The organism is Longimycelium tulufanense, assembly GCF_014645795.1.
GTDB classification, from domain to species: domain Bacteria; phylum Actinomycetota; class Actinomycetes; order Mycobacteriales; family Pseudonocardiaceae; genus Longimycelium; species Longimycelium tulufanense.
This window is the reverse complement of record NZ_BMMK01000012.1, coordinates 1-21,255: the sequence shown is the minus strand read 5'-3', so window position 1 is coordinate 21,255 and position 21,255 is coordinate 1. Positions and strand designations below refer to the sequence as shown.

17 protein-coding genes are annotated in these 21,255 nt (G+C 69.9%); 14 read left to right on the top strand and 3 right to left on the bottom strand.

Annotated features, from left to right (window positions below; all coding sequences use genetic code 11):
* Positions 1 to 53 precede the first annotated feature (53 nt).
* The 3 genes from IEY55_RS14180 to IEY55_RS14170 form a co-directional block, all read right to left on the bottom strand.
* Entirely contained in the window at positions 54 to 1,499 is a 1,446-nt protein-coding gene (locus IEY55_RS14180; RefSeq protein ID WP_189057942.1) for a flagellar basal body protein FliL, read from the bottom strand.
* Positions 1,496 to 1,963, bottom strand: coding sequence for a hypothetical protein (locus IEY55_RS14175; RefSeq protein WP_189057941.1), 468 nt, complete (start codon positions 1,961 to 1,963; stop codon positions 1,496 to 1,498). The genes IEY55_RS14180 and IEY55_RS14175 overlap by 4 nt, the downstream gene beginning before the upstream one ends.
* A gap of 146 nt (positions 1,964 to 2,109) precedes the next feature.
* Positions 2,110 to 3,624 (bottom strand): ABC transporter substrate-binding protein, encoded by a 1,515-nt coding sequence (locus tag IEY55_RS14170; RefSeq protein WP_189057939.1) that lies wholly within the window; start codon positions 3,622 to 3,624, stop codon positions 2,110 to 2,112.
* Positions 3,625 to 3,797: 173 nt separating this feature from the next.
* Here IEY55_RS14170 and IEY55_RS14165 point away from each other — a divergent pair, with 173 nt between their 5' ends.
* The 14 genes from IEY55_RS14165 to mobA all read left to right on the top strand — a co-directional run bounded on the left by IEY55_RS14165 (position 3,798) and on the right by mobA (position 21,194).
* Positions 3,798 to 5,168 carry an LVIVD repeat-containing protein gene (locus tag IEY55_RS14165; RefSeq protein ID WP_189057937.1) on the top strand — a complete coding sequence of 457 codons (1,371 nt, stop codon included), beginning with the start codon at positions 3,798 to 3,800 and terminating at the stop codon, positions 5,166 to 5,168.
* 169 nt (positions 5,169 to 5,337) lie between these two features.
* Entirely contained in the window at positions 5,338 to 6,171 is an 834-nt protein-coding gene (locus tag IEY55_RS14160; protein WP_229686369.1) for an SIR2 family NAD-dependent protein deacylase, read from the top strand.
* 992 nt (positions 6,172 to 7,163) lie between these two features.
* Positions 7,164 to 9,242: a hypothetical protein gene (locus IEY55_RS14155; RefSeq protein WP_229686367.1), complete on the top strand. Its 2,079-nt coding sequence runs from the start codon at positions 7,164 to 7,166 to the stop codon at positions 9,240 to 9,242.
* Positions 9,242 to 10,732, top strand: coding sequence for a GT4 family glycosyltransferase PelF (pelF, locus tag IEY55_RS14150; RefSeq protein ID WP_189057912.1), 1,491 nt, complete (start codon positions 9,242 to 9,244; stop codon positions 10,730 to 10,732). The genes IEY55_RS14155 and pelF overlap by 1 nt, the downstream gene beginning before the upstream one ends.
* Positions 10,729 to 12,210: a hypothetical protein gene (locus tag IEY55_RS14145; protein ID WP_189057910.1), complete on the top strand. Its 1,482-nt coding sequence runs from the start codon at positions 10,729 to 10,731 to the stop codon at positions 12,208 to 12,210. The genes pelF and IEY55_RS14145 overlap by 4 nt, the downstream gene beginning before the upstream one ends.
* Positions 12,211 to 12,233: 23 nt before the next feature.
* Positions 12,234 to 13,229: an SDR family NAD(P)-dependent oxidoreductase gene (locus IEY55_RS14140; protein ID WP_189057909.1), complete on the top strand. Its 996-nt coding sequence runs from the start codon at positions 12,234 to 12,236 to the stop codon at positions 13,227 to 13,229.
* Positions 13,230 to 13,250: 21 nt separating this feature from the next.
* Entirely contained in the window at positions 13,251 to 13,967 is a 717-nt protein-coding gene (locus IEY55_RS14135) for a sugar phosphate nucleotidyltransferase (protein ID WP_189057907.1), read from the top strand.
* The gene (locus tag IEY55_RS14130; RefSeq protein ID WP_189057905.1) at positions 13,964 to 14,872 is read left to right on the top strand and encodes an NAD-dependent epimerase/dehydratase family protein; all 909 of its coding nucleotides are present in this window, start codon (positions 13,964 to 13,966) and stop codon (positions 14,870 to 14,872) included. Before IEY55_RS14135 ends, IEY55_RS14130 begins: the two co-directional genes overlap by 4 nt.
* Positions 14,857 to 15,528 (top strand): spherulation-specific family 4 protein, encoded by a 672-nt coding sequence (locus tag IEY55_RS14125; RefSeq protein WP_189057903.1) that lies wholly within the window; start codon positions 14,857 to 14,859, stop codon positions 15,526 to 15,528. The genes IEY55_RS14130 and IEY55_RS14125 overlap by 16 nt, the downstream gene beginning before the upstream one ends.
* A complete protein-coding gene (locus tag IEY55_RS14120) occupies positions 15,525 to 16,340 on the top strand; it encodes an endo alpha-1,4 polygalactosaminidase (protein ID WP_229686365.1) in 816 nt (271 codons plus the stop codon). Before IEY55_RS14125 ends, IEY55_RS14120 begins: the two co-directional genes overlap by 4 nt.
* A 75-nt stretch (positions 16,341 to 16,415) precedes the next feature.
* Positions 16,416 to 17,954, top strand: coding sequence for an AMP-binding protein (locus IEY55_RS14115; protein ID WP_189057901.1), 1,539 nt, complete (start codon positions 16,416 to 16,418; stop codon positions 17,952 to 17,954).
* A gap of 18 nt (positions 17,955 to 17,972) precedes the next feature.
* Positions 17,973 to 18,551: a nucleoside triphosphate pyrophosphohydrolase family protein gene (locus IEY55_RS14110; RefSeq protein WP_189057899.1), complete on the top strand. Its 579-nt coding sequence runs from the start codon at positions 17,973 to 17,975 to the stop codon at positions 18,549 to 18,551.
* A 470-nt stretch (positions 18,552 to 19,021) separates the two neighbouring features.
* Positions 19,022 to 20,383 (top strand): NlpC/P60 family protein, encoded by a 1,362-nt coding sequence (locus IEY55_RS14105; RefSeq protein ID WP_308424759.1) that lies wholly within the window; start codon positions 19,022 to 19,024, stop codon positions 20,381 to 20,383.
* A 97-nt stretch (positions 20,384 to 20,480) separates the two neighbouring features.
* The gene (gene mobA / locus IEY55_RS14100) at positions 20,481 to 21,194 is read left to right on the top strand and encodes a molybdenum cofactor guanylyltransferase (protein ID WP_189057897.1); all 714 of its coding nucleotides are present in this window, start codon (positions 20,481 to 20,483) and stop codon (positions 21,192 to 21,194) included.
* Positions 21,195 to 21,255: the final 61 nt, after the last annotated feature.

Here is a 21,255-nt window from a genome sequence, read left to right as displayed (position 1 = left end):
GGGAATTGCGGCGTCCCCCGGAGATGTCCCGGGGGACGCCCTGCCGGTTTCGGTCACTTCGAGAGCTTGGCCAGTTCCTCGATGTCCTTCGGCTGGAGGCCGCGCAGCACCGACAGCCACACCTCGTTCATGGTGCGCCCCGGACTCACGTACCACCTGCCGTCGATCTCCACGGTGACCAGCCCCACGTCCGTCAGGCTCGTCATGATCCGGTCGACCATCTCGCGCACCGCCTTCGGCGGGCGCTTCCGGCTGTTCTTCCCCATCTGCTTCGCCACGTCGGCGGCGCACACCCGGTCCCGCTGACGGCCCAGGGTCACGTCGTAGCACTCGCCGTCCCGCACGAAGGAGACGCGCTGGCCGTCGGCCTCCGCCACGAACTTGTTCGGCAGCAACGAAACGCCGCCGGGGACGTCCTTGCGCTCCACGTCCAGCTCGACCACCTTCATGCTGCCGCCACCCGTCGGCAGCCCGGCCGCGGCCTTGTCGACCAGCAGCGGGCCGACATCGTGCAGCACAGCCATCTCGTCCGGCGGCAGCAGCTCGATCAGCCGGCGCACGTCCGCCTTGCCGGCGGCCTCGACCATCGCCCGCAGGGCCGCCTCCGGCGAGTCCGCGCCGTTGGCCGGAATGCTCTGCGTGGGCCACTTCTCGCCCGCGTCCAGCAGGGCGTGGTCGGCGATCGTGTAGAACAGGCTCGGGTACCAGCCGTCGTCGGTCCGCACCGTGGCGATCCGCACCGGCTCCCCCTTCTTGCGGACCTCCTCGGCGATGTCGACCGTCTCGCTCTCCCTGGTCCTGGCGGTGCGGTCGAGCTTGGTCAGCGTGAGGAACCTGTCGGTCAGTGGGAGCTGGTTCAGGTCGGAGTTGATGGTGATCTTGCCCTCGACCAGCTTGGTGATCGTGAGATGGTCGTTGACCACCTCGGCCGCGGCATCGTCGAACCGCAGGCCCTCGACCGTGACCTGAAGCCCGCCGATGTTGGCGGGGTCGGCCTCCGGCTTGAGGATCTCCAGCCGCTTCAGCTCGTCGACCGTGCCGCCCAGGCTCTCCCGGGCCAGTGCGGCCTCGGCCGGCGCCAGCCCGTCCATCAGGCCGACGACGTCGTTGTTGCCGACCGCGGTCAGCAGCCGGGTGGCCGCGGCGGTCGGGTTCTCCTCACCCGAGGCGGCGGCCTGCCGCAGCGCGTACCACCCGCCGACACCGCCCGCAGCCAGTGCCACGACGGCGACCAGCGCGCCGACCAGCAGCCCGGTCCGCTTCCTCCTGGGGGCGGGCGGCGGCGCGGGGTAGGCGTAGGGCGGCTGCCCGAACGGGGGCTGCTGCCCGGCCGCGGGGTCGGGTCCCCAGCCCGGCTGGGGCTGGGGCGGCTGCGGCGCGCCCGACCAGCCCTGCCCGGGCATGGTCGTGGGCGGGTAGCCGGGCTGGCCCGGCGGGGGAAAGCCCTGCGGGTTGGGCTGTTGGGGCGACCACTGGTCGCCGCCACCTGGGTTGCTCACGGTGCCCCTCCTGATGTGCTCGGATTCCTGCGGCGGCCGGCGAGGAGCGGGCCGAGTACCCCCACCACGGCCAGCGCCGCGCCCGAGGCGGTCGTGGCGGGACCCCATGGCAAGACCCCGACCATCGCCCCCTCGGCGGCACTTTGGACGAAGGCGACACCCGATACGGTTCCCGTCATTGCTGACAAAAGCACGATCGTCGCGGCGGCGGTCCTGCCGTAGCCGAGGATGAGCAGGGCCGCGCACGCTGCGGCCCACGGGCCGACGAAGGGCCAGGCCGCCAGGAGGGTGCCCGCCGGACCATCGCCGGCGCTGGTCAGCCGGTGCAATGCGCCGAGTGCCTGGTAGCTGTCCCGGGACACGCGGCCCGAACGCAGCCAGGGCAGGAACGTTCCGGCCACGGTGAGGAGCAGGCCGGTGAGGGTGAGCGCCAGCCACGGCGGGCGGGGTCGGGTGCGGGGCATGCCTCCTCCGACCCTCGCGAGCAGCTCCCGGTTCCCGCCGGGTTGCAGGCGCTGCTGAGGCTCCGCCGGTCGGTCCGCCCGAGATCGTGTCGGGCCGGGCACGAACCCTGGCCGCGGCGAGGTCCCGCGGGTCGGCGAGGTAGCGGTCAGTCGCGGAGGTCGACGAAGGCCAGATCGATTCCGCCCAGGGCCTCCGCGGTGACGTTGAATACCCGGTCGCTCCACACCGCGTGTCCGTGGGCAGACCACAGCGGGATGACCGGTAGGTCCCGCAGCAGCTGGTTCTCGGCGAGCCGGGAGAGCCGGCCGATCTCGGCCGGGTCGGTGGTGGCTTCGGAGGCGGCGAGCATCTGGTCGAAGCCCTCGTCCGCGTACCCCGTGGGCCCCGCCAGCCCGGACAACGCCTCGTACGGGCTTGGCGACCACAGGGTTCTGGTGATGGTGAACAACCCGTCCGAAGGCCGGTTCGCCAGCAGGGCACGGAACTCCGGGCCGGGCAGCGAGGTCGGCACGATCTCCGGGACGCCGGGGACACGGCGAAGCTGTTCGGCCAGTGCCGGTGCCCACTGGCCTTGCGCGGAGTCGGCGTCGAACCGCAACGGCACCGGACCGGTGAGACCACCGGACTGCTCCAGCAACGCCTTCGCCGCCTCCGGGTCGTGCGTGCACGGCCGACATGGCCCGGAGCGTTGCGTCAACGGCACCGCGGGCGGGGCGAGACCCTGCGCGAGATCGACTTGGTATCCCAACGGACCTCGCTCGAGCTCCTCCCGACCGACGGCCAATGCCAGCGCGTGCCGCACGGCGGCCTCGGCCAGGCGGGTGTCCGCAACGGCGATCCCGAGATAGCTCACCTCCGAGAGCGGCCACAGGACATGGCGGTCGGGGAAGTCCTTGCGCATCGATTCGTGTCGTGCCTTGGGCACCTGGGTGGCGAGGTCCAGATCACCCGAGCGCACCTGGTCGTACTGGGCCATCGGATCGTCGATCACGCGTAGCGCGATGTCGCGCACCTTGCCGGGTCGGCGGCCGCTGTACGCGTCGAAGCGAGTGAGCCGTGCACCGTTGCCAGGGCGCCACGCCTCGGTCATCTTGTACGGTCCGGTGCCTACCGGGTGACGCGCGAAGCCCGACCAGTCCCGTGTGGACAGGACGGACTCCGGGAGCGGTAGCAACGCGGGCGAAGCCAGGACGAACGGAACCTGGCCGAAGGGGCGGTCGAGCACGATCTCCACCGTGGTCTCGTCCGCGGCGCGCATCCGCACGGGACGGAGCACGTCAGTGAGCACCCGGGACCCGGGCCACCGCTCGGTAGCCACCGCCTGCCAGGTGTCTACATAGGACTTTGCGGTAACCGGGGTTCCGTCGTGGAACCGCATTCCCGGGCGCAACCGCACCGTCCAGTTCACCTGGTCCTGGCTGGTAACCGACTCGGCGGCCACCGGCTCCACGCGGTCCTGGTCGACGGTGACCAACGGCGTCCACAACGCGCCGACGATCGTGCGCTGCGCGACCGTGTGGGCCTGGGCCGGCAGCAGACTCCCCGGTTCGCGCAGGCCCACCGACAGCACGCCGGGTTCGGCGGCTTCCCGCCCGCTCCCGGAACATCCGGCGAGCGTGGCAACCAGGACCGCGACGAGCACCGCAATGCCGCCCCGCATGGCACCTCCGTTGATCGTCTCCGGTCGAACCAGGGCCATCGCACCAGAAGCCGGCGGCGACGGCAGGCCCCGTCCGGGGGAGGGGCCGGGGGCCGTTCGTCGGTTGTTGCACCGCCGTGACCCGCCCTAGCGTGGAGCCGCGCTGCCGCGCCACCGCACGCCGGGAGGTGGACGTGTCTACCCGTAGCTGGTTCCTGCGTTCCGGTCTCGCCCTCGCCGTCGCCGCCGCGTTGACCGTGACCACGATGCCCGCCGACGCCTGCGACCCCGACCACGCCACGGGTGAGGGCGGGCACGACGTCACCACCCGGGCGGCCGACAGCGGTACCAGCTCGGTCAAGGGTGTGCAGCACGTCGGCAGCGTGCCCGACGCCCAGGGCGCGATCTCGGTGAACTTCCTGCAGTACGGGCAACGGGACGTGATGCTGGTGTCCGGCCAGTTCGGGCTGCGGGCCTATGACGTCACCGCGGACCCGGCCCGGCCCAGGCTCGTCGGCCGGCTGTCCATGCCGGGGATGTGGGAGACCGAGGACACCGAGGTCGACCCAATTCGAAAGCTCGTCTTCCTCGCTCGTGATCCGCGCGCGTTCGGCGGCAACACGCAGACCGGTGAGTCCGGCGTCTACGTGGTCGACGCCAGCAACCCGGAACGGCTGGAGGTGCTCAGCTACGTGAAGGTCCCGGCGGGCCACACCACGAGCTGCGTCAACAACTGTCGCTACCTGTGGACCGGGGGCCCGGCGAAGGCGGCCAACATGCCGGCGGACTGGGGCGGCCGCCCGGTCTGGGTCACCGACATCCGCGACCCGCGTAACCCCAAGGTCTTCCCCGAGCCCATCGACACCGGCCGCAACGACGGCAAGACCGACTACGTGCACGACGTGCAGGTCGATGACGCCGGCATCGCGTGGGTATCCGGGCGGGGCGGCGTGCGCGGGTACTGGACCGAGGGCGTTCACCGCGACCCGGTGAGCAACACCATGCGCCGGGCGACCCCGATCGAGCCGGTGCCCTACGCGGGCGGCGGCATCGACGAGGTGGCCGCCCCTTCCAAGTTCATGCACAACAGCTACCGGCCGGTCGGGCGGCGCGCGGCGGACGGCGGGCAGCCCGCCGGACACCGGGGTCGCGGCGACATCCTCTACGTGACCGAGGAGAGCTTCCTCTCCGGGTGCGCGGGAGACGGTGTGTTGGTCATCTCCTCGCTCGCCGGCTCCTACGACGGCCAGGGCTGGCGCTCCAGGCCCGACAAGCCGTTCCGGCTGCGCACCCTGGGCACCTGGAGCGTCGCCGGCCAGGAGGGCAGCGACCCGAACAGCGGCGACTGCTCCGCGCACTACTTCGACGTGCGTGGAAATGTGCTGGTGCAGTCCTTCTATGCCCAGGGCACCCGGTTCCTGGACGTCAGTGATCCGACGAACCCCACCCAGATCGCCTACTTCCGGCCGCGTGACGCGGCGTCCTGGCAGCCAATGTGGCACCGGGGTCTGGCGTACGTGGCCGACAACAAGCGGGGCATCGACATCCTCAGCCTCAGCAGGTGATGCCGCGGGACCGTCGCCGCGACTTCTCCTGCCTTGACGTGCTTCGCGCACTACTTCGACGTGCGTGGAAATGTGCTGGTGCAGTCCGCCCAGCAGGTGACCGGCCGGTAGAACCCGGCGGTAACCGGACTGCTATGGAGCGGTCCACGATGTCCCGTACGGTGGGGCCGTGCATCCAGGCGGTACGGACACCGGGGCCGAGTGGGCGAAGGCGGCGGAACTGATCGCCACGGCCCGCCGGATCACCGTGCTCACCGGCGCGGGGGTGTCCACCGACTCCGGCATCCCAGACTTCCGCGGGCCGGACGGCGTGTGGACCCGGCAGCCGGAGACACAGCGGCTGTTCACGCTGCATGCCTACGTCGACGACCCGGAGGTCCGCCGCCGGGCCTGGCGCGCCCGCGCGGAGCACCCCGCCTGGCACGCCGAGCCGAACCCGACCCACCTCGCCCTGGTAGAGCTGGAGCGCAGCGGCCGGCTACGGGCTCTGCTGACCCAGAACATCGACGAACTGCACCAGCGCGCCGGTTCCGACCCCGGGTTGGTTGTCGAACTGCACGGCTCGTTGTTCGGCACGGTGTGCCTCACCTGCGGAGCCCGTGGCCAGATGAGGGATGCGCTGCGCCGGCTCGCCGAGGGCGAGGACGACCCGCACTGCGAGGGCTGCTACGGGATCCTCAAGTCGACCACGGTGTCCTTCGGGCAGCCGCTGGACCCGGACGTGCTCCGCCGGGCGCGCGAGGCGGCCCTGGACTGCGACCTGCTGCTGGCCGCCGGCACCTCGCTCACCGTGCAGCCGGCCGCCGGCCTGGTGGGGCTGGCCGCCCAGGCGGGCGCCGCGGTGCTCATCTGCAACGCCGAGCCGACGCCGTACGACCCGTTCGCCTCGGCGGTGCTGCGCGATCCGGTGGCCACGACCCTGCCCGAGCTGGCGCGGGTTCCGGTACGGGATCTTCCCCGGCTGCGGATGACGACGTGGGGCGATCCGTCCACCTGGGACTGATCCCGGTCACCGCGTGCGCCGCGATGCGGACATGACGACCCGGATGCCCGGCAACGCAGGGACTCCTGCGCTCGGGCGGCTGAGGGAACCTGGGCGGACTCACCGGAGCCACGTTCCTTCGCTTAGCAGACCGGCCCCGTCGCTGGCTAGGTCGTCTATCCACTGTGGATGTCTACTCCGGACTGAACTGGTCCGGTGGATCACACCGCTGCGCGCGGACGTCCTCCCTCTTTCGGGCGATGGCTCCCCGGGTGGATCACTGGGATGTCGTAGCGCGTCCGGGTCCCACCCGGCGCCGCCGGTAATCATTGTTGCCGAAAATTGGTCCTTCCCGGCGAATTGCGGGGCATTTCTGGTTGGGTGTAAACACGATTACCGGATTACCTGTTGGTAGCTTTCTCGATTGTGAAACTTCTTGCCGTGGCACCGGTTTCTGGTCCCCGTGAGGGGGCCATGAGGCCGCCGGTGCTGGGCTGTTCGAACCAAGATTGTGTACTCCTTATGGGTCAGTGCACCGGTTCGTTATTGCTCTGTTCGGGTGGAGAGTGCTGGCCGAACGGGAATTTGTTGCCAAGCGCGTAATGACACGCCGCGTGGTGCGCGATAGTCGGGGCGTCGCTCCCGTGTGGCGTGTTCCGCGTGCCACGCCAACCCCTGTCGTCCATCGATTGGAGGCTCTGTGAAGCAAGTGTCCTCTTAGCAGAGTTGCCCTCGTGCTCGGGCACGGCCACCGCACCCACCGGCCGTCCGCCGTGACCACCGAGCCCTCACCACGTCGGCCAGACGGGCCAGACGTTTTTCCTTGACCGGATCCCTCGTCGTGTCCCTTGCTTACCCGTTCCCCACGGCGCCAACGGGAACCGGCGGGGAAAGAGTCAGACGTGGGCCAAAACCCGGCCTCCCCCGCACTCCATGGCACATGCCTTGTCGTCGCGGATAAGCCTGTCCGCCAACGGTTTCGCCCAGGTAGCACCGAATGGAGATCGCCGCTGATGCCACCTGCCGTCCGGTCCCGGTCGCTCATGGCCGCTGTGCTCGCCGCAGCGGTCACGATGCTCGTCGGTGCACTCATCCCGGCTTCCGCGCCGACCGCCCCGGTCTCCGCCCCGACGGTTCCGATCGTCACGTCGACCGATGGCCCCCGGATCGACCTGCGCGTGCTCCTCGTCACCAACGGCACACCACCGGTCGAGGCGATCCGTGCGGCCCTGGCCGACGAGGGTGTCCCCACCCAGGTCGTCGAGCTTGCCGACGGTGACCGGCCGGTCATCACCGACGCGTTCCTTGCCGACACGGTGGAGGGGACGGAACGGGCGAAATTTCAGGCGGTCGTGCTGCCGAGCGCGATGCCGAACGGGCTCGCCGAGACCGAGCGCACCGCGATGCGTGACTTCCAGCGGCGTTTCCGGATCAGGGAGGTTGTCGCCTCCGAGCGCCCCGGCGCCGGGACCGGGTTGGGTGCCCCGTGGTTCTCCGGACCGCTCGACGGAACCACCACCCAGGTCACCACCAACGGTCTCGCCGGAGCGTGGCGATACCTACGGGGTCCCATCCGCTTCGCCGACAACGACGCCTCGGTGCCGGAGACCTACGGGCACCTGGCGAATCCGCTGCCCGCCGACCCAACCACCGGCCGAAGCTTCCTTCCGCTGCTGACCGCACCGGCCCCCGGTGGGGGCCAGACGGGAGTGCTGGCCGGTGTCCACCAACACGACGGCCGTGAGCAGCTGGTACTGACCTTCTCCTACCACGCCCACCAACCCCACTTCCGGTTGTTCGCGCATGGCCTCATCAGCTGGATGACCCGCGGCGTCCACCTGGGACACTGGCGCAACTACTTCTCGATGCACGTCGATGACGTGTTCCTGCTGAACTCCCGCTGGAGCGTCACCGGAAACTGCACACCGGGGAGCGACTGCCCGCCCGACGTTGCGCCGACGAAGAAGATCCGGATGACCGAGTCCGACGTCGCCGCCCTCAGGGACTGGCAGAGCAGGAACCGGTTCCAGCCCGACCTGTTGTTCAACGGCGGCGGCAGCGACGAGGCGATGGCCAAAAACGGTGCGGACCCGCTCACCGACGCCTTCCTGGAGTCGAGGCCGGAGTTCCGCTGGACCAACCACACCTACTCGCACCCGTATCTCGGGTGCGAACAGGATCACTCGACGATCCCGTGGACCTGCGCGACCGACTCCACCGGCAGGACCCGTTGGGTGAGCGAACGCATGATCAGCGAGGAGATCAGCAAGAACATCAAGTGGGCGATGCGGAACGGTTTGTCTATCCGGCCGGACGAGCTGGTCACCGGCGAGCATTCCGGGTTGCGGGTCCTGCCCCCGCAACCCGCGGACAACCCGAACCTCGCTCCGGCCTTGGAGGCCAACGAGATCCGGTGGTTGGGTTCGGACAACTCGCGTGACCCCGGGCAGCGCCCGGTGGGCGGGACACTGACCGTTCCCCGGCACCCGGTGAACCTCTTCTACAACGTGGGGACCGAGGTCGAGGAGGTCGACCAGTACAACTGGATCTACACCTCGCGTGCTGACGGCGGTAGTGGCCGTTGTGAGGACAACCCGCAAACCATGACCTGTATCGAGCCCCTCGACCCGGCGACGGGCTACCGGTCCCACATCGTGCCCATGGAGACGCGTATCGCCCTTCGGCACGTGCTTTCCAACGACCCCCGGCCGCACTACACGCACCAGTCCAACCTGGCCGAGGAACGCCTCCTCTACCCGTTCCTGGACTCGGTGCTGCAGGAGTACCGGGACGTTTTCGCCGGCAACGCCCCACTGGTGAACCCGCGACACGGCGAGGCCGGCCAGATGCTGCTCCGCCAGGCTAGGTGGCGTGCGGCCCTGACCAACGGCTCCGAGATCGTCGCGTACCAGCGGGGCAACCTCGTCACCGTGCGGGGACCGGACGGGCTGGAGGTTCCGGTCACCGTTCCCGAGGGCAGCTGGCTCACCAGCCCCGTCGCGAAGGTCTTCGGCGACGGCTACGCGGGCGAGCGCTCCGGATACCGGACCGCCGCATCGACCGTGGCGATCGTGCTCCCAACGGAAGCCTGATGGGGGTGCGACAGATGGAGGTCGGGTTGATCACCGAGGGCACCTACCCCTATGGCTTCGGGGGCGTGAGCGTGTGGTGCGACCAGCTCGTGCGCGGGCTGTCGCAGTACGAGTTCCACCTCGTCGCCCTGGTCGGTACCGGCAGCGAGAGCCTCGTCTGGGAGATACCGGGCAACGTGACCACCGTGACCCCGATCCCGTTGTGGGGACCGGTGCCGCCGAGCCGGGTCGGTCGGCGAGCCCTCCGCCAATTCGCACCGGCACTGCAGCTACTGTTCGACTCCCTGCTGGACCCCGACGACCACGCACAGGTCTGGTTCGCCCAGGCACTGCGCGCGCTGTACGAACACGCGCGCCAGGAAGACCTTGCGGTGGTGATGAATGACGAACTCGCGGTGCGGATGGTGCTGGAGCGGTGGCAACGCGACCCCCGTATTGCCGCAACGAAACCGACCGTCGGCGACGCGGTCACCGCAATGCGCCTGCTCATGGCTTCTCTCCGCCCTCTCTCCGTGCCTCCCCCACACGTCAGAATCGTGCACTGCGTCGCCAACGGGCTGGCCACGTTGGTGGCGTTGGCCGCCCAGTGGGAGCACGGGGCGCGGCTCCTGCTCACCGAGCACGGCATCTACCTCCGCGAGCGCTACCTCGCGCTGCGCACCGGTCCGTACCGGTGGCCCGTGAAGTCCCTGCTGCTGGCCTTCACCCGCCGGCTGTGCATGCTCGCGTGCAGCTCAGCCGTGCTGGTCACCCCGGGAAACCGCTACAACCAGCGGTGGGAGGAGCGGCTGGGCGCGAACCCACGACGCATCCGCACCATCTACAACGGCGTCGACCCACAAGCCTTCCCACCTGCCGCAGAGGAGCCGGCGGTACCCACCCTGAGCTGGGCCGGGCGCATCGACCCGATCAAGGACCTGGAAACGTTGATCCGTGCCTTCGCCCTCGTGCGGTACCGGCTGCCGGCGACACGGCTACGCATCTTCGGTGGCACGCCCAAGGGGAATGAGGGATACCTGGAACGGTGCCGGAACCTGGTCACCGAGCTCGGCCTCACCGAGTCGGTGACCTTTGAGGGCCGGGTGGAGAAGATCCGGGACGCCTACGCGGCCGGCAACGTCGTGGTGTTGTCCAGCATCTCCGAGGGCTTTCCCTACACCCTGATCGAGGCCATGACCTGCGGGCGGGCCACGGTGGCGACCGATGTCGGAGGTGTCTCCGAGGCGGTGGGGGACACCGGGTTCGTCGTCCCGCCGCGCGATCCGACGGCCATGGCCGAGGCGTGCCTGCGACTGTTGCGCGATCCCGTGTTGCGGACACGGCTCGGCAGAGCCGCCCGCACGAGGGCCCTGGGCCAGTTCACCGTGGACAAGGCCGTGTCGAGTTTCGACGAGATGTACCGGGCCCTGGGCTCGGATATGCCGTTGCCGTTGCAGCCTTCCCCGGCCCGCTGGTGGGAGCTTCCAACTAGGCCGGTGATCTCGGCATGAGCGCGGGAACCGTTCCCGAGGTGGCACCGGCGGGCCTCGGCACGGCCGACGGGCCGACGGTCCGGGTCCTGGCCCCCACCGATCCCGCGCACCAGCTTGCCCACCAGATGGAGCAGACCTGCGCCAACGCGGTTGACCCGCTGGAGATTGCGGCCGCCCTCGAAGCCGATGGGATCAACGACCGTTCAGCGCGGGAGCGGTTCCGCCGTCCCGATGTCTTCGCCCTGGCCCGCGAGCTGTTCGCCGTGGTACCGAGGAACCCGGCGGAACCGCAACGGGAGCCGTGCCCGTGGCAGGTCCAGCCCCTCACCCACATGACCAGGGGCGTGCTGTTCGCCCTTCCGGGAGCGTGCTATGTGGCGCTGACCCCGCTGTTCTTCGGGCCGGTGCAGCTCACCCTCCTCGTCGTGGCGCTGGTGGCCTCGTGGTCGGCCGGGCAGGGACTGGCCTACCTCGGATGGTCACGGTTGGGCCAGCTCGACCGCGGTGGCGCCATGCTCGTGCTGCGCAAGGGGTTTCTCCTGCTCTCCGGAATCCTGGTGACCGGCCTGGTGGGAATGGCCGCGCTCACCGGTGCCGAACTCGGGGTGGTGGCGCTGGCCGCCGGGCTCGTGGTGTACCTCCTGGCCGCCACGGTCCTGCTTGTCCTGGGTGCCGAATGGCAACTGATGTCGGTGCTCCTGCCGCTCGTGGCGGTCTGTCTCACCTACCTCGTGCTGGGGAGACCGTTCTCGCTGTCCGGTTGGGTCGGGGGTGTGTCGGCCACGTGCCTGATCGCGATCGCGTTGCTCGCGTTACGGAACACCAGGGGTGGACCGCCGGCCAAACGGGGCTCGTTGAGAGCGCGGGACTCCGTGCGTGCGTTGCCCCACGTGTTGTTCGGTGTACTCGCGGCAGGAATGGTGTTGTTGGCAACCGGTGGTCTTCCTGCGGCTGATGGGCCCTCTGTTCCCAGCACGGCGGTGTCGTTGTCGTTGAGCATGGGTATCGCGGAGTGGTTGTTGACCGGGTACCGGCAACACACCTACGACCTACTGGGACGTTGTCAAGGAATTGGAGAATTTTCCCGGCAGGCAAGGGTTTCCTTGCTCACCGTGTGGTTCTACTATCTGATGTCGACAGTCTCACTCACCGCGCCGGTCCTCGCGCTGCGGTGGGAGCCGGGCGTCGATGAGATTGATCTTGCGATTCGGGGAGCCGTCCCGGTTGTCGCCGCTGCCGCGCTCTTCATCGCCCTGCTGTTGCAGGCGATGGGAGTCAGTGGATTCGTGTTGGCCTCCTGTGCGGTGGCGCTGATCGTCGACGTCTTCATCCTGTACGGAGCCGAGATTCTCGCCATGGTGGACATCTTCATTCCCCAGCCGACCCCGATCTGGCTCGACCCGATCGAGGCCCAGCTCGGCACGTTCGGTGCGCTCACCGTCGCGCTACTGATCTACGGCGGGGTGGTCGTGGGGCGAGTCTCGCGTCACGTCTAGGGAAACAGACAAGGAGTGTCGAGGTGACATCCGTTGTTGCGGTGACCGGAGCCGAGGGGTTCATCGGTTCCCACCTGGTCGACCTGTTGGTGCGCTCGGGGAACCGGGTACGCGCCATGGTGTGGTACAACTCGTTCGGCTCGTGGGGGTGGCTGGAGTCGCTGCCGCACGAGGTGCTGGCCGAGGTCGAGACCGTCATGGGGGACGTCCGTGACCCGTCCAGCGTGCGCGAGCTGGTGGCGGACGCCGAGACGGTGTACCACCTCGCCGCGCTGATCGCGATCCCGTATTCCTACCGCGCTCCGCGATCGTATGTGGACACCAATGTCACTGGAACGCTCAATGTGCTGGAAGCGGTTCGGGAGGCGCAGACCCCGAGGCTGGTGCACACCTCCACCAGTGAGACCTACGGTACCGCGCGTACCGTCCCCATCGCCGAGGACCATCCCGTCCAGGCGCAGTCGCCCTACGCGGCATCAAAGGTCGGCGCGGACAAGCTCGTCGAGTCCTACCACCTCAGCTTCGGCCTGCCCGCGGTGATCCTCCGGCCGTTCAACACGTTCGGGCCCCGGCAGTCGGCCCGGGCGGTCATCCCGACCACCATCAGCCAGCTGGCCGCAGGGGCCCGGGAGCTTCGCCTGGGGTCACTGCGCCCCACCCGCGACTTTCTCTACGTCGAGGACACCGTCGCGGCGTTCCTCGCGGTGGGGACGGCACCCGCCACGGCCGTGGTCGGCGAGCAGTTCAACGCCGGTACCGGTGAGGAGGTCTCCATCGGCCAGCTCGCCGACGACATCGCGCGCGTGATGGGACGCGAGGTGTCCATCGTGGAGGAGGCGGCCCGGGTCCGCCCCAAGGACTCCGAGGTGATGCGCCTGGTGTGCGACGCCAGCAAGCTCCGCGAGCGCACCGGGTGGCAGCCGGCCCACAACCGCGACGCCGGGCTGGCCGCAACCATCGAATGGTTCGTCGACCCGGCCAACCTCCAACACTACAAGCCCGACCTCTACAACCAGTGAACCCAGAACAGGAGGGACGCCGTGCACGCTGTGGTTCTGGCCGGGGGCAAGGGGGTCCGGTTGCGGCCCTACACCACCTGCCTGCCCAAGCCCCTGGTCCCCATCGGGGAGGAGCACTCGATCCTGGACATCGTCCTGCACCAGCTCGCCAGCTGTGGATTCCGCAGCGCGACGCTGGCGATCGGACACCTGGGCCACCTCATCCGCTCCTACGTGGGCGACGGGAGCAGATGGGACATCGAGGTGGACTACGCCCAGGAGGAGTCCCCGCTGGGCACGATCGGTCCGCTGCTGGCCCTGCTGGACCGGCTACCACGCCACTTCCTGGTGATGAACGGGGACGTGCTCACCAACCTCGACTTCGGCGAGGTGCTGCGGCAGCACGTGGCCGAGGACGCCCCGCTCACCGTGGCCACCAACCGGCGCCAGGTGAAGATCGACTTCGGGGTGCTCTCCTCCCGCGAGGGGCGGATCGTGGAGTTCAGCGAGAAGCCGACACTCGAGTACCGGGTGAGCATGGGTGTCTACGGCCTGTCCGCGGACACGCTGCGCGGTTACGAGCCCGGGCTGCCGCTGGGGTTCGACGAACTGGTGGTAAAGCTGCTGGCGGCGGGAACCCCGCCGCGCGAGCACGCCTTCGACGGGTACTGGCTGGACATCGGCCGTCCGGACGACTACGACCGCGCCAACGCCGAGTTCACCCTGCTCCGCCCGATCCTGCTCGGAGGGCACGCGTGACTCGCTACCTCCTTCTCGGCGCCTCGGGATTCCTCGGCCGGCACGTGTGGGACCGGCTGGTCACCGACCCCGAGGCGCGGCTGCTGACCGCGGGCCGCCGGCCGGTCGACTCGGGCCAGGCGCACCTCCGGCTCGACCTGGCCACCGCCGGCGTACGGGAACTGGGTGACGTGCTGGCCGCGGCCAACCCCGATGTGGTGATCAACGCGGCCGGCATGGTCGGCGGCACCCCCGCCGAGCAGGCGGCGGTGAACACGACCGCGGTCGGGAGGCTGGCCGAGGCGATGCTGCGCACCCGGCCGACCACCAGGTTGGTGCACATCGGCTCGGCCGCCGAGTACGGCCGTGTCCGCACCGGAATCGCGGTCGCCGAGGACACCCCGGCACACCCGGTGGCGGCCTACGGCGTGACCAAGCTCGGCGGCACCCAGCTCCTGCGGCTGGCCCGGGTAGCCGGGCTGGACGCGGTGGTGCTGCGGGTGTTCAACCCGGTCGGTCCGGGCATCCCGGAGGGCAGCCTGCTCGGCCGGCTCGTCCGCCAGCTGCGGGACCGCGAGCCGGAGATCCGGCTGGGTCCGCTCGGTGACCACCGCGACTTCGTCGACGCCCGCGACGTCGCGAACGCGGTCGTGGCCGCCGCCCGGGTCAGCACCCCCCGGTGGTTGATCAACGTGGGTAGCGGCCGGGCCACCCAGGTACGGGAGCTGGTGCGCGCCCTGCTGTCGATCGCCGGTCACGACGGCCCGCTGCACGAGGCCGAGCCGCCCCCGGACCGCTCGGCACTGGTGTCGTGGCAGGCGGCGGACCTCACGGTCGCCCGCCGCGTCCTGGGCTGGCGGCCGACCCGGACGCTGACCACGACCCTGACGGACGTGTGGCGGGAGGTGGCGTGTCCGTTTCCGTGATGCCCAGCGTCGTGCCGGCCTACTTCCATCCGCTCACGGCTCCGGCGGACTGGCGGCGGTTGGCGGCAGCGGGTGACCGGCTGCGCCTGGTGGTGCTCAACATCGCCGACGGGCCGGGGGAGCGGCGGGACCCGGAGTTCGCCGGCGTGGTCGAGCCGCTCCTGGCGGCCGGGGTGCGGGTCGCGGGGTACGTCGACACCGACTACGGCCGCCGGCCCTGGGACGCCTGCCTGCGGGACGTCGAACGCTACCGGGACTGGTACGGGGTTCGTCGGGCCTTCCTCGACCAGGTGGCCGCCGAACGCGCATGGCTGCCCTACTACGCGCGCCTCGGCGCGGCGATGCGACGCGCAGGCGCGACGGAGACGACGCTCAATCCCGGCGTCTACCCCTATCCGGGTTACATGGAGCTGGCCGACCTGCTGGTCACGTTCGAGGGGCCGTGGCCCGCCTACCGGTGTCTCACGGTGCCGTTCTGGGTCCGCCGCCATCCGGCGCACCGCTTCTGCCACCTGGTCTACGCCGTGCCCCCGTTGCGACGCTGGCTCGTGGCGCGCCTGGCCGCGCATTACCACGCCGGGGTCGTCACCATCACCGAGTTGGGTGGCGCCAATCCGTGGCAGGGTCTGCCACGACATATGACGCTAGGTGCGTGACATGTTTCCGGACACTGCCGTTCCTGCTCGCGGTGGCCATCGCCGTCCCAGGGTGCACACCCGCGCTGGAGCACGCCGTGCCTGAGCCCAGGGGCACGCCGCCCCCACCGACGCAACGCTGGGTGCCGACACCGGGCGTCGCCTGGCAGTGGCAGCTCGAGGGCACGCTCGACCTCGACGTCGATGCCGCCGTCTACGACGTCGATGGGGTGGAGACCAGCGCGGAGGAGATCCAGGCGCTGCACGACCGTGGTCGGCGGGTCATCTGTTACGTCAACGTCGGCGCCTTCGAAAACTTCCGACCGGATCGGTGGCGCTTCCCCCCGGAACTGCTCGGGCGTCCCAACGGATGGCCGGGTGAGCGGTGGCTGGACATTCGGCGTGTCGACGTGTTGGAATCCCTGATGGCCGAACGGTTCGACGAGTGCCGACGCAAGGGTTTCGACGCGATCGAGGCGGACCTGGTGGACGGGTACAAAGCCAACACCGGCTTTCCCCTGACCGTTGGACACCAGCTCACCTACAACCGGATGCTCGCCGGACTCGCGCACGACCGCGGACTGTCCATCGGGCTGAAGAACGATCTCGACCAGGTCCCGGAGCTGGTCGACGCGTTCGACTTTGCCGTGAACGAGCAGTGCTTCGAGTTCCGCGAGTGCCACAAGCTGCTTCCGTTCATTCACGCGGGCAAGGCCGTGTTCCACGTGGAGTACAACCTGCGCAACGAAAAGTTCTGCGCACGCGCCAAGGAGATGGGGTTCAGCTCGATGCGGAAGCGGCCCCAACTCGATGCCCCGCGTTGGCCCTGCTGAGACCGCTGTTCCCGCGCGGCTTTCTCGCTTAGGGTGAGGACCTTTCTGCCAGCAGTTCGCCAGGAGGTGCTCCGGATGCGCGTGCCGCTCACCGTCACCGATTTCCTTGACCGGGCGGAGACCGTCTTCGCCGACAGCCCCGCGATCGTGGACGAGCCGAACCAGCCCGCCCCACCCGTGCCGACGACGACCTACGGCGAGGTGGCGCGCCGGGCGCGGGCCTGGCAGGCCGGGCTGGACGCGCTGGGCCTGGCCGAGGGCGAGCGGGTCGCCGTGGTGAGCCACAACGCCGCCCGGCTGCTGGAGCTGCTGTACGCGGTGCCGGCCGGCGGGCGGGTGTGCGTGCCGGTGAACTTCCGGCTCCGGCCCGACGAGGTCGACTACATCGTGCGGCACAGTGGCGCGTCGGTGCTGCTGGTCGACCCGGAACTGGACGAGTCGCTGCGCGAGGTCGAGGCGCCGAAGCGGTTCGTGCTCGGCGAGCAGACCGAGACCGAGGTGATGCGGTTCGACACCGAGCCCCGGCCGTGGTCCGCGCCGGACGAGGACGCCACCGCCACGATCAACTACACGTCGGGAACGACGGCGCGGCCCAAGGGCGTCCAGCTCACCCACCGCAGCATCTGGATCAATTCGGTGACCTTCGGCCTGCACACCCGGACCTGGGAGCGCGACGTCTACCTGCACACCCTGCCGATGTTCCACTGCAACGGCTGGGGAATGCCCTACGTGCTCGCCGGGCTCGGGGTGAAGCAGGTCGTCCTGCGCAAGGTCGACGGCGCGGAGATCCTGCGGCGCGTCGAGGGGCACGGCGTGACGCTGATGTTCGGTGCGCCCGCGGTGTGGAACATGGTGCTCGACGCGGCCGAGAAGTGGGAGGGGGAGATCCCCGGGCGGGATCGGGTACGGATCGTGTGTGCCGGGGCGCCCCCGCCCACGCGCACCATCGCACGGATGGAGGCCGAGCTGGGTTGGGAGTTCCAGCAGATCTATGGCCTGACCGAGACGAGCCCGCTGCTGACGTTCAACCGGACGCGGCCGGCCGACCTTGGGCTGCCGGCAGAGGAACGCGCCCGCAAGCTGTCCCGTGCCGGGGCGCCCTCGCTCGGTACCCGGCTCCGGATTTCGGAGAGTGGCGAGGTGTTGGCCCGGTCCAACACGGTGCTGGAGGGGTACTGGTGTCACGAGGAGGCCAGCCGGGAAGCGTTGGCCGACGGCTGGTTCCACACCGGCGACGGCGGCCACCTCGACGCGGAGGGGCACCTGACGATCTCCGACCGGAAGAAGGACGTCATCATCAGCGGTGGGGAGAACGTTTCCTCGATTGAGGTCGAGGACTGCATCTTCAGCCACCCCGCGGTGGCGGAGGTCGCCGTGATCGGCGTTCCGCACGACCGGTGGGGGGAGACGGTCAAGGCCCTGGTGGTGCCGGTGAACGGCGTCGAGGTGAGCGAGCAGGAGATCATCGCCCACTGCAAGGCCCGCCTGGCCGGTTACAAGGCGCCGACCTCGGTGGAGTTCCGCGACAGCATCCCGCGCACCGCCACCGGAAAGGTGCAGAAGTTCAAGCTGCGCGAACCCTACTGGCGCGGCCGTTCCCGCCAGGTCAACTGACCCCGGTGCTTCGCCGACATGCCCAGCTTCGCGATCACTGATGTTGCTGGCCAGCCAGTCGATCTCACGATGGCGCTGCGCGGACTCGCGGAAGCGTTCGGCCGACGTTTCCCGGAGCACAACGAACCCCCGCACCGACTGGGCCGGCTGTGCGAGGAGGTGGGGGAACTGGCCGAGGAGATCCTGCGTGTGGCGGCCGACGGCGGCCAGCGCGCCCGTGTGCGGGGGAATCTGGTCAAGGAGCTTCGCGACGTGCTGCGAGCAGCCTTCGCGCTCGCCGGGCACTACCACCGGGATGTTCGTTTTCGGATGCCGGGCAACAGTGAGAGGCAGCCGTTGGTTCTGCTGGCCCGGTTGACCGCGGCCACCGGCGACTGCGCGCGCTGGGTTCACCATCATGCCGGGATGGGGGTGAAGGTCGAAAAGCACGGTGCGTTCCGGCCGGAGCGCCTGGGCGCCGCCGCACAGTTGGTCATCGACCTGGTGGCCGAGGTGACAGCGTACTTCGCCCTGCATGAGGACCTGCGCGTCTCCGTTGAGGAGACCTACCGCAGGTACCAGCGCGGTGGCTACCTTCTGCCGGAGTCGCCGCGGTGACGAGAGTGCGTCGCTGCCCACGTCCCCTGAGTCGTGGTCGACATCGGGGAATCGCAGCGGTTCACGAACGTCGTCGACGTCCTGCTCGACCGGGACGTCTGCCTCAACCGTGACCAAGCGGACAACTCCAGACCACCGAAAGCGCTAAGCGATCCTGGCCGTTTCCTGCCGTACCCGAAGCGGGGCTTCCCGGGGTTGCGGACGGTGAGCACCGTCCTCGTGGCACGCGAGGGCCGGGGACGGCCGGTCCAGCCCCTTCGGTCGGTGCAGGACAGTTGATCACGGACTGTGGCTACTCTGCGTATATCGGTGTTACTCTTGTGGCTGATGTGGTCAGTGTTTCAAGTGGCAAGGCTGTGACCCCGGTGGCACAGTTCCTCTGAGTACTTATATGCCTCCGTTCGGCTGAAAAGTTGTCATTCAAGTGGCCGTGCGGGGTTTCGGGGCCTCGGGTGTGGACCCGTGGGGAGGTGAGCGTCGTGGCGGTGCGGTGCTCGATGCGGAGGACGGTGCGGGGAGTCCTCGCCGGTGCCCTGACCCTCGCGGTGGCGTTCGCGGTGCCCGGGACCGGCGCCGCCGTCCCTCCACCCCCACCCAATCCCAGCGACAGCGAGATCGACGCCGGCCACGCCGAGGTGGAGGCCACGGCCAGGCGGGTCGGCGAGCTGACCAACCGGCTCGCTGAGGCCGAGGCCCGGCTGCAACAGCTCGTCGACGAGGTCGCCTACAAGATGGAGCAGGCCAGCAAGGCGTTGGTGGACCTGGAGCGCGCCGAGGCGGCCGCCCGCAGGGCCGCCGAGGACGCCCGCGCCGCCCGGCGCGAGGCCGATGCCGCCGACTCCGCCATCGAACAGGCCCGCAAACGCCTCGACGAGTTCGCCGCCGCAAGCTACCGGCAGGGCAGCACCGTGGGCTCGATCACCGGTTTCCTCGGCGTCAGCGGCCCCAAGGACCTGCTCGACCGAGCCGAGATGCTGGATCTGGTGAGCCGCTCCCAGCTCGACGTGCTCGATGACCTGGAGCGGGCCCGGGTGCACAAGACCAACAAGGACTCCCTGGCGCGCAAGGCGCTGGAGAACGCCCAGGCCAAGCGGGCCGCGGCCGAGGCGGCCAAGCGCGCCGCCGACGCCGCCAAGGCCGCCGCCATCCAGGCCCGCAGCCAGCAGCAGCGCCAGACCGAGCGGATCGAGAACACCAAGGCCGAGGTGGAGCGGGAGCTGGCGGAGGCCAGGGAGAACGTGGCCGCCCTGGAGGGCCAGCGCCGGCGGTACGAGGAGTGGCTGGAGGCCAAGCGCCGCGAGGAGGAGGAAGCCCGGCGTCGGGCGGCCGAAGCCGCCGCTGCGGCAGCGGCAGCGGCCGCAGCGCAGAACCGGCCGGTGCCGGCCGGATCTCCGGTTCCGGGGATCTCCGGCCGGGGCAACATCGAGACGGTGATCGGGCGAGCCATGTCCCAGCTAGGCGTTCAGTACGCCTGGGGCGGTGGTAACGCCTACGGCCCCACCCTGGGCATCCGCGACGGCGGCGTGGCCGACGCCTTCGGCGACTACGCCAAGGTCGGGTTCGACTGTTCCGGCCTGATGGTCTATGCGTTCGCCGGGGCGGGTGTCCCGCTGCCCAAGTACAGCGGTTACCAGTACAACACCGGAATGCGGGTGCCGCTGTCCCAGGTGCGGCGGGGAGACATGCTGTTCTGGGGCCCCAACGGTGGAACGCACGTCGCGTTGTACCTGGGCAGCGGCATGATGGTGGAGGCGCCGTACTCCGGTGGTGTCGTGCGCGTCTCGTCGGTCCGCTACGGCGGCATCCAGCCGTACGCCGTGCGCATTCTTTGACCACCACCTGTTTCGACACTGTTCCGGGTCGGATTTCCTCCCCTCGCTGCTGATCAGCCGTGCCCCCAGGTATCCGTCGGATCCCTGGCGGAGGATGATGGTCCGCGGAACCTGCGAGGATCAGCCCCGCTGCCTGGCCCGAGCTCACCAGGACAGCACGGCCCACCAGGCGGTGTCGCGGTCGCGTGGTCGCAGGCGGAAGTACGTCGAACCCGCGGAGGGGGCGAGGACAACGTCCCACGGAACATCCGGAACCGCCTGGGCCGCCATCGTGCTGGCCGGTGGAACCGGGCGGCGCCTGGGCGGCGTGGACAAGCCCGGCCTGCGGGTCGGGGACCGAACCCTGCTCGACCGGGCACTGTCGGCGGTGTCCGGGGCCGAGCCCGTCGTCGTGGTCGGCCCCTTCCGCCCGGGGCTGACCGGCGTCGTCCAGACCCGCGAGGAGCCACCCGGGGCCGGCCCGCTCGCCGCGCTGGTGGCCGGCCTGGCCCACGTGCCACCCACGGTCCGGGAGGTGGCCGTGTTCGCCGCCGACCTCGTGGCGGTCGCACCGAGCACCGTCGAGCGCCTACGGGGCGCGTTGCGGGACGAGACCGACGCGGACGGCGCGGTACTCGTCGACGAACACGCTGCGGTCCAGTGGTTGATCGGGGTGTGGCGGACCGACGCGCTCCGGGCCGCGCTCCCGGATCGGACGGCCGGGCATTCGCTGCGCGCCGCCCTGGGCCGGATCACCCGGGTCGACGTTCCCGCATGGCCGGGGGAGGCCCTCGACGTCGACACCCCGGAGGACCTCGCGCGGGTCACCTAGCTGTACTGCCCATAGAGGTTGGTGACGGGCACGACAGCCTGATGATGTTGGAATGAGGGAG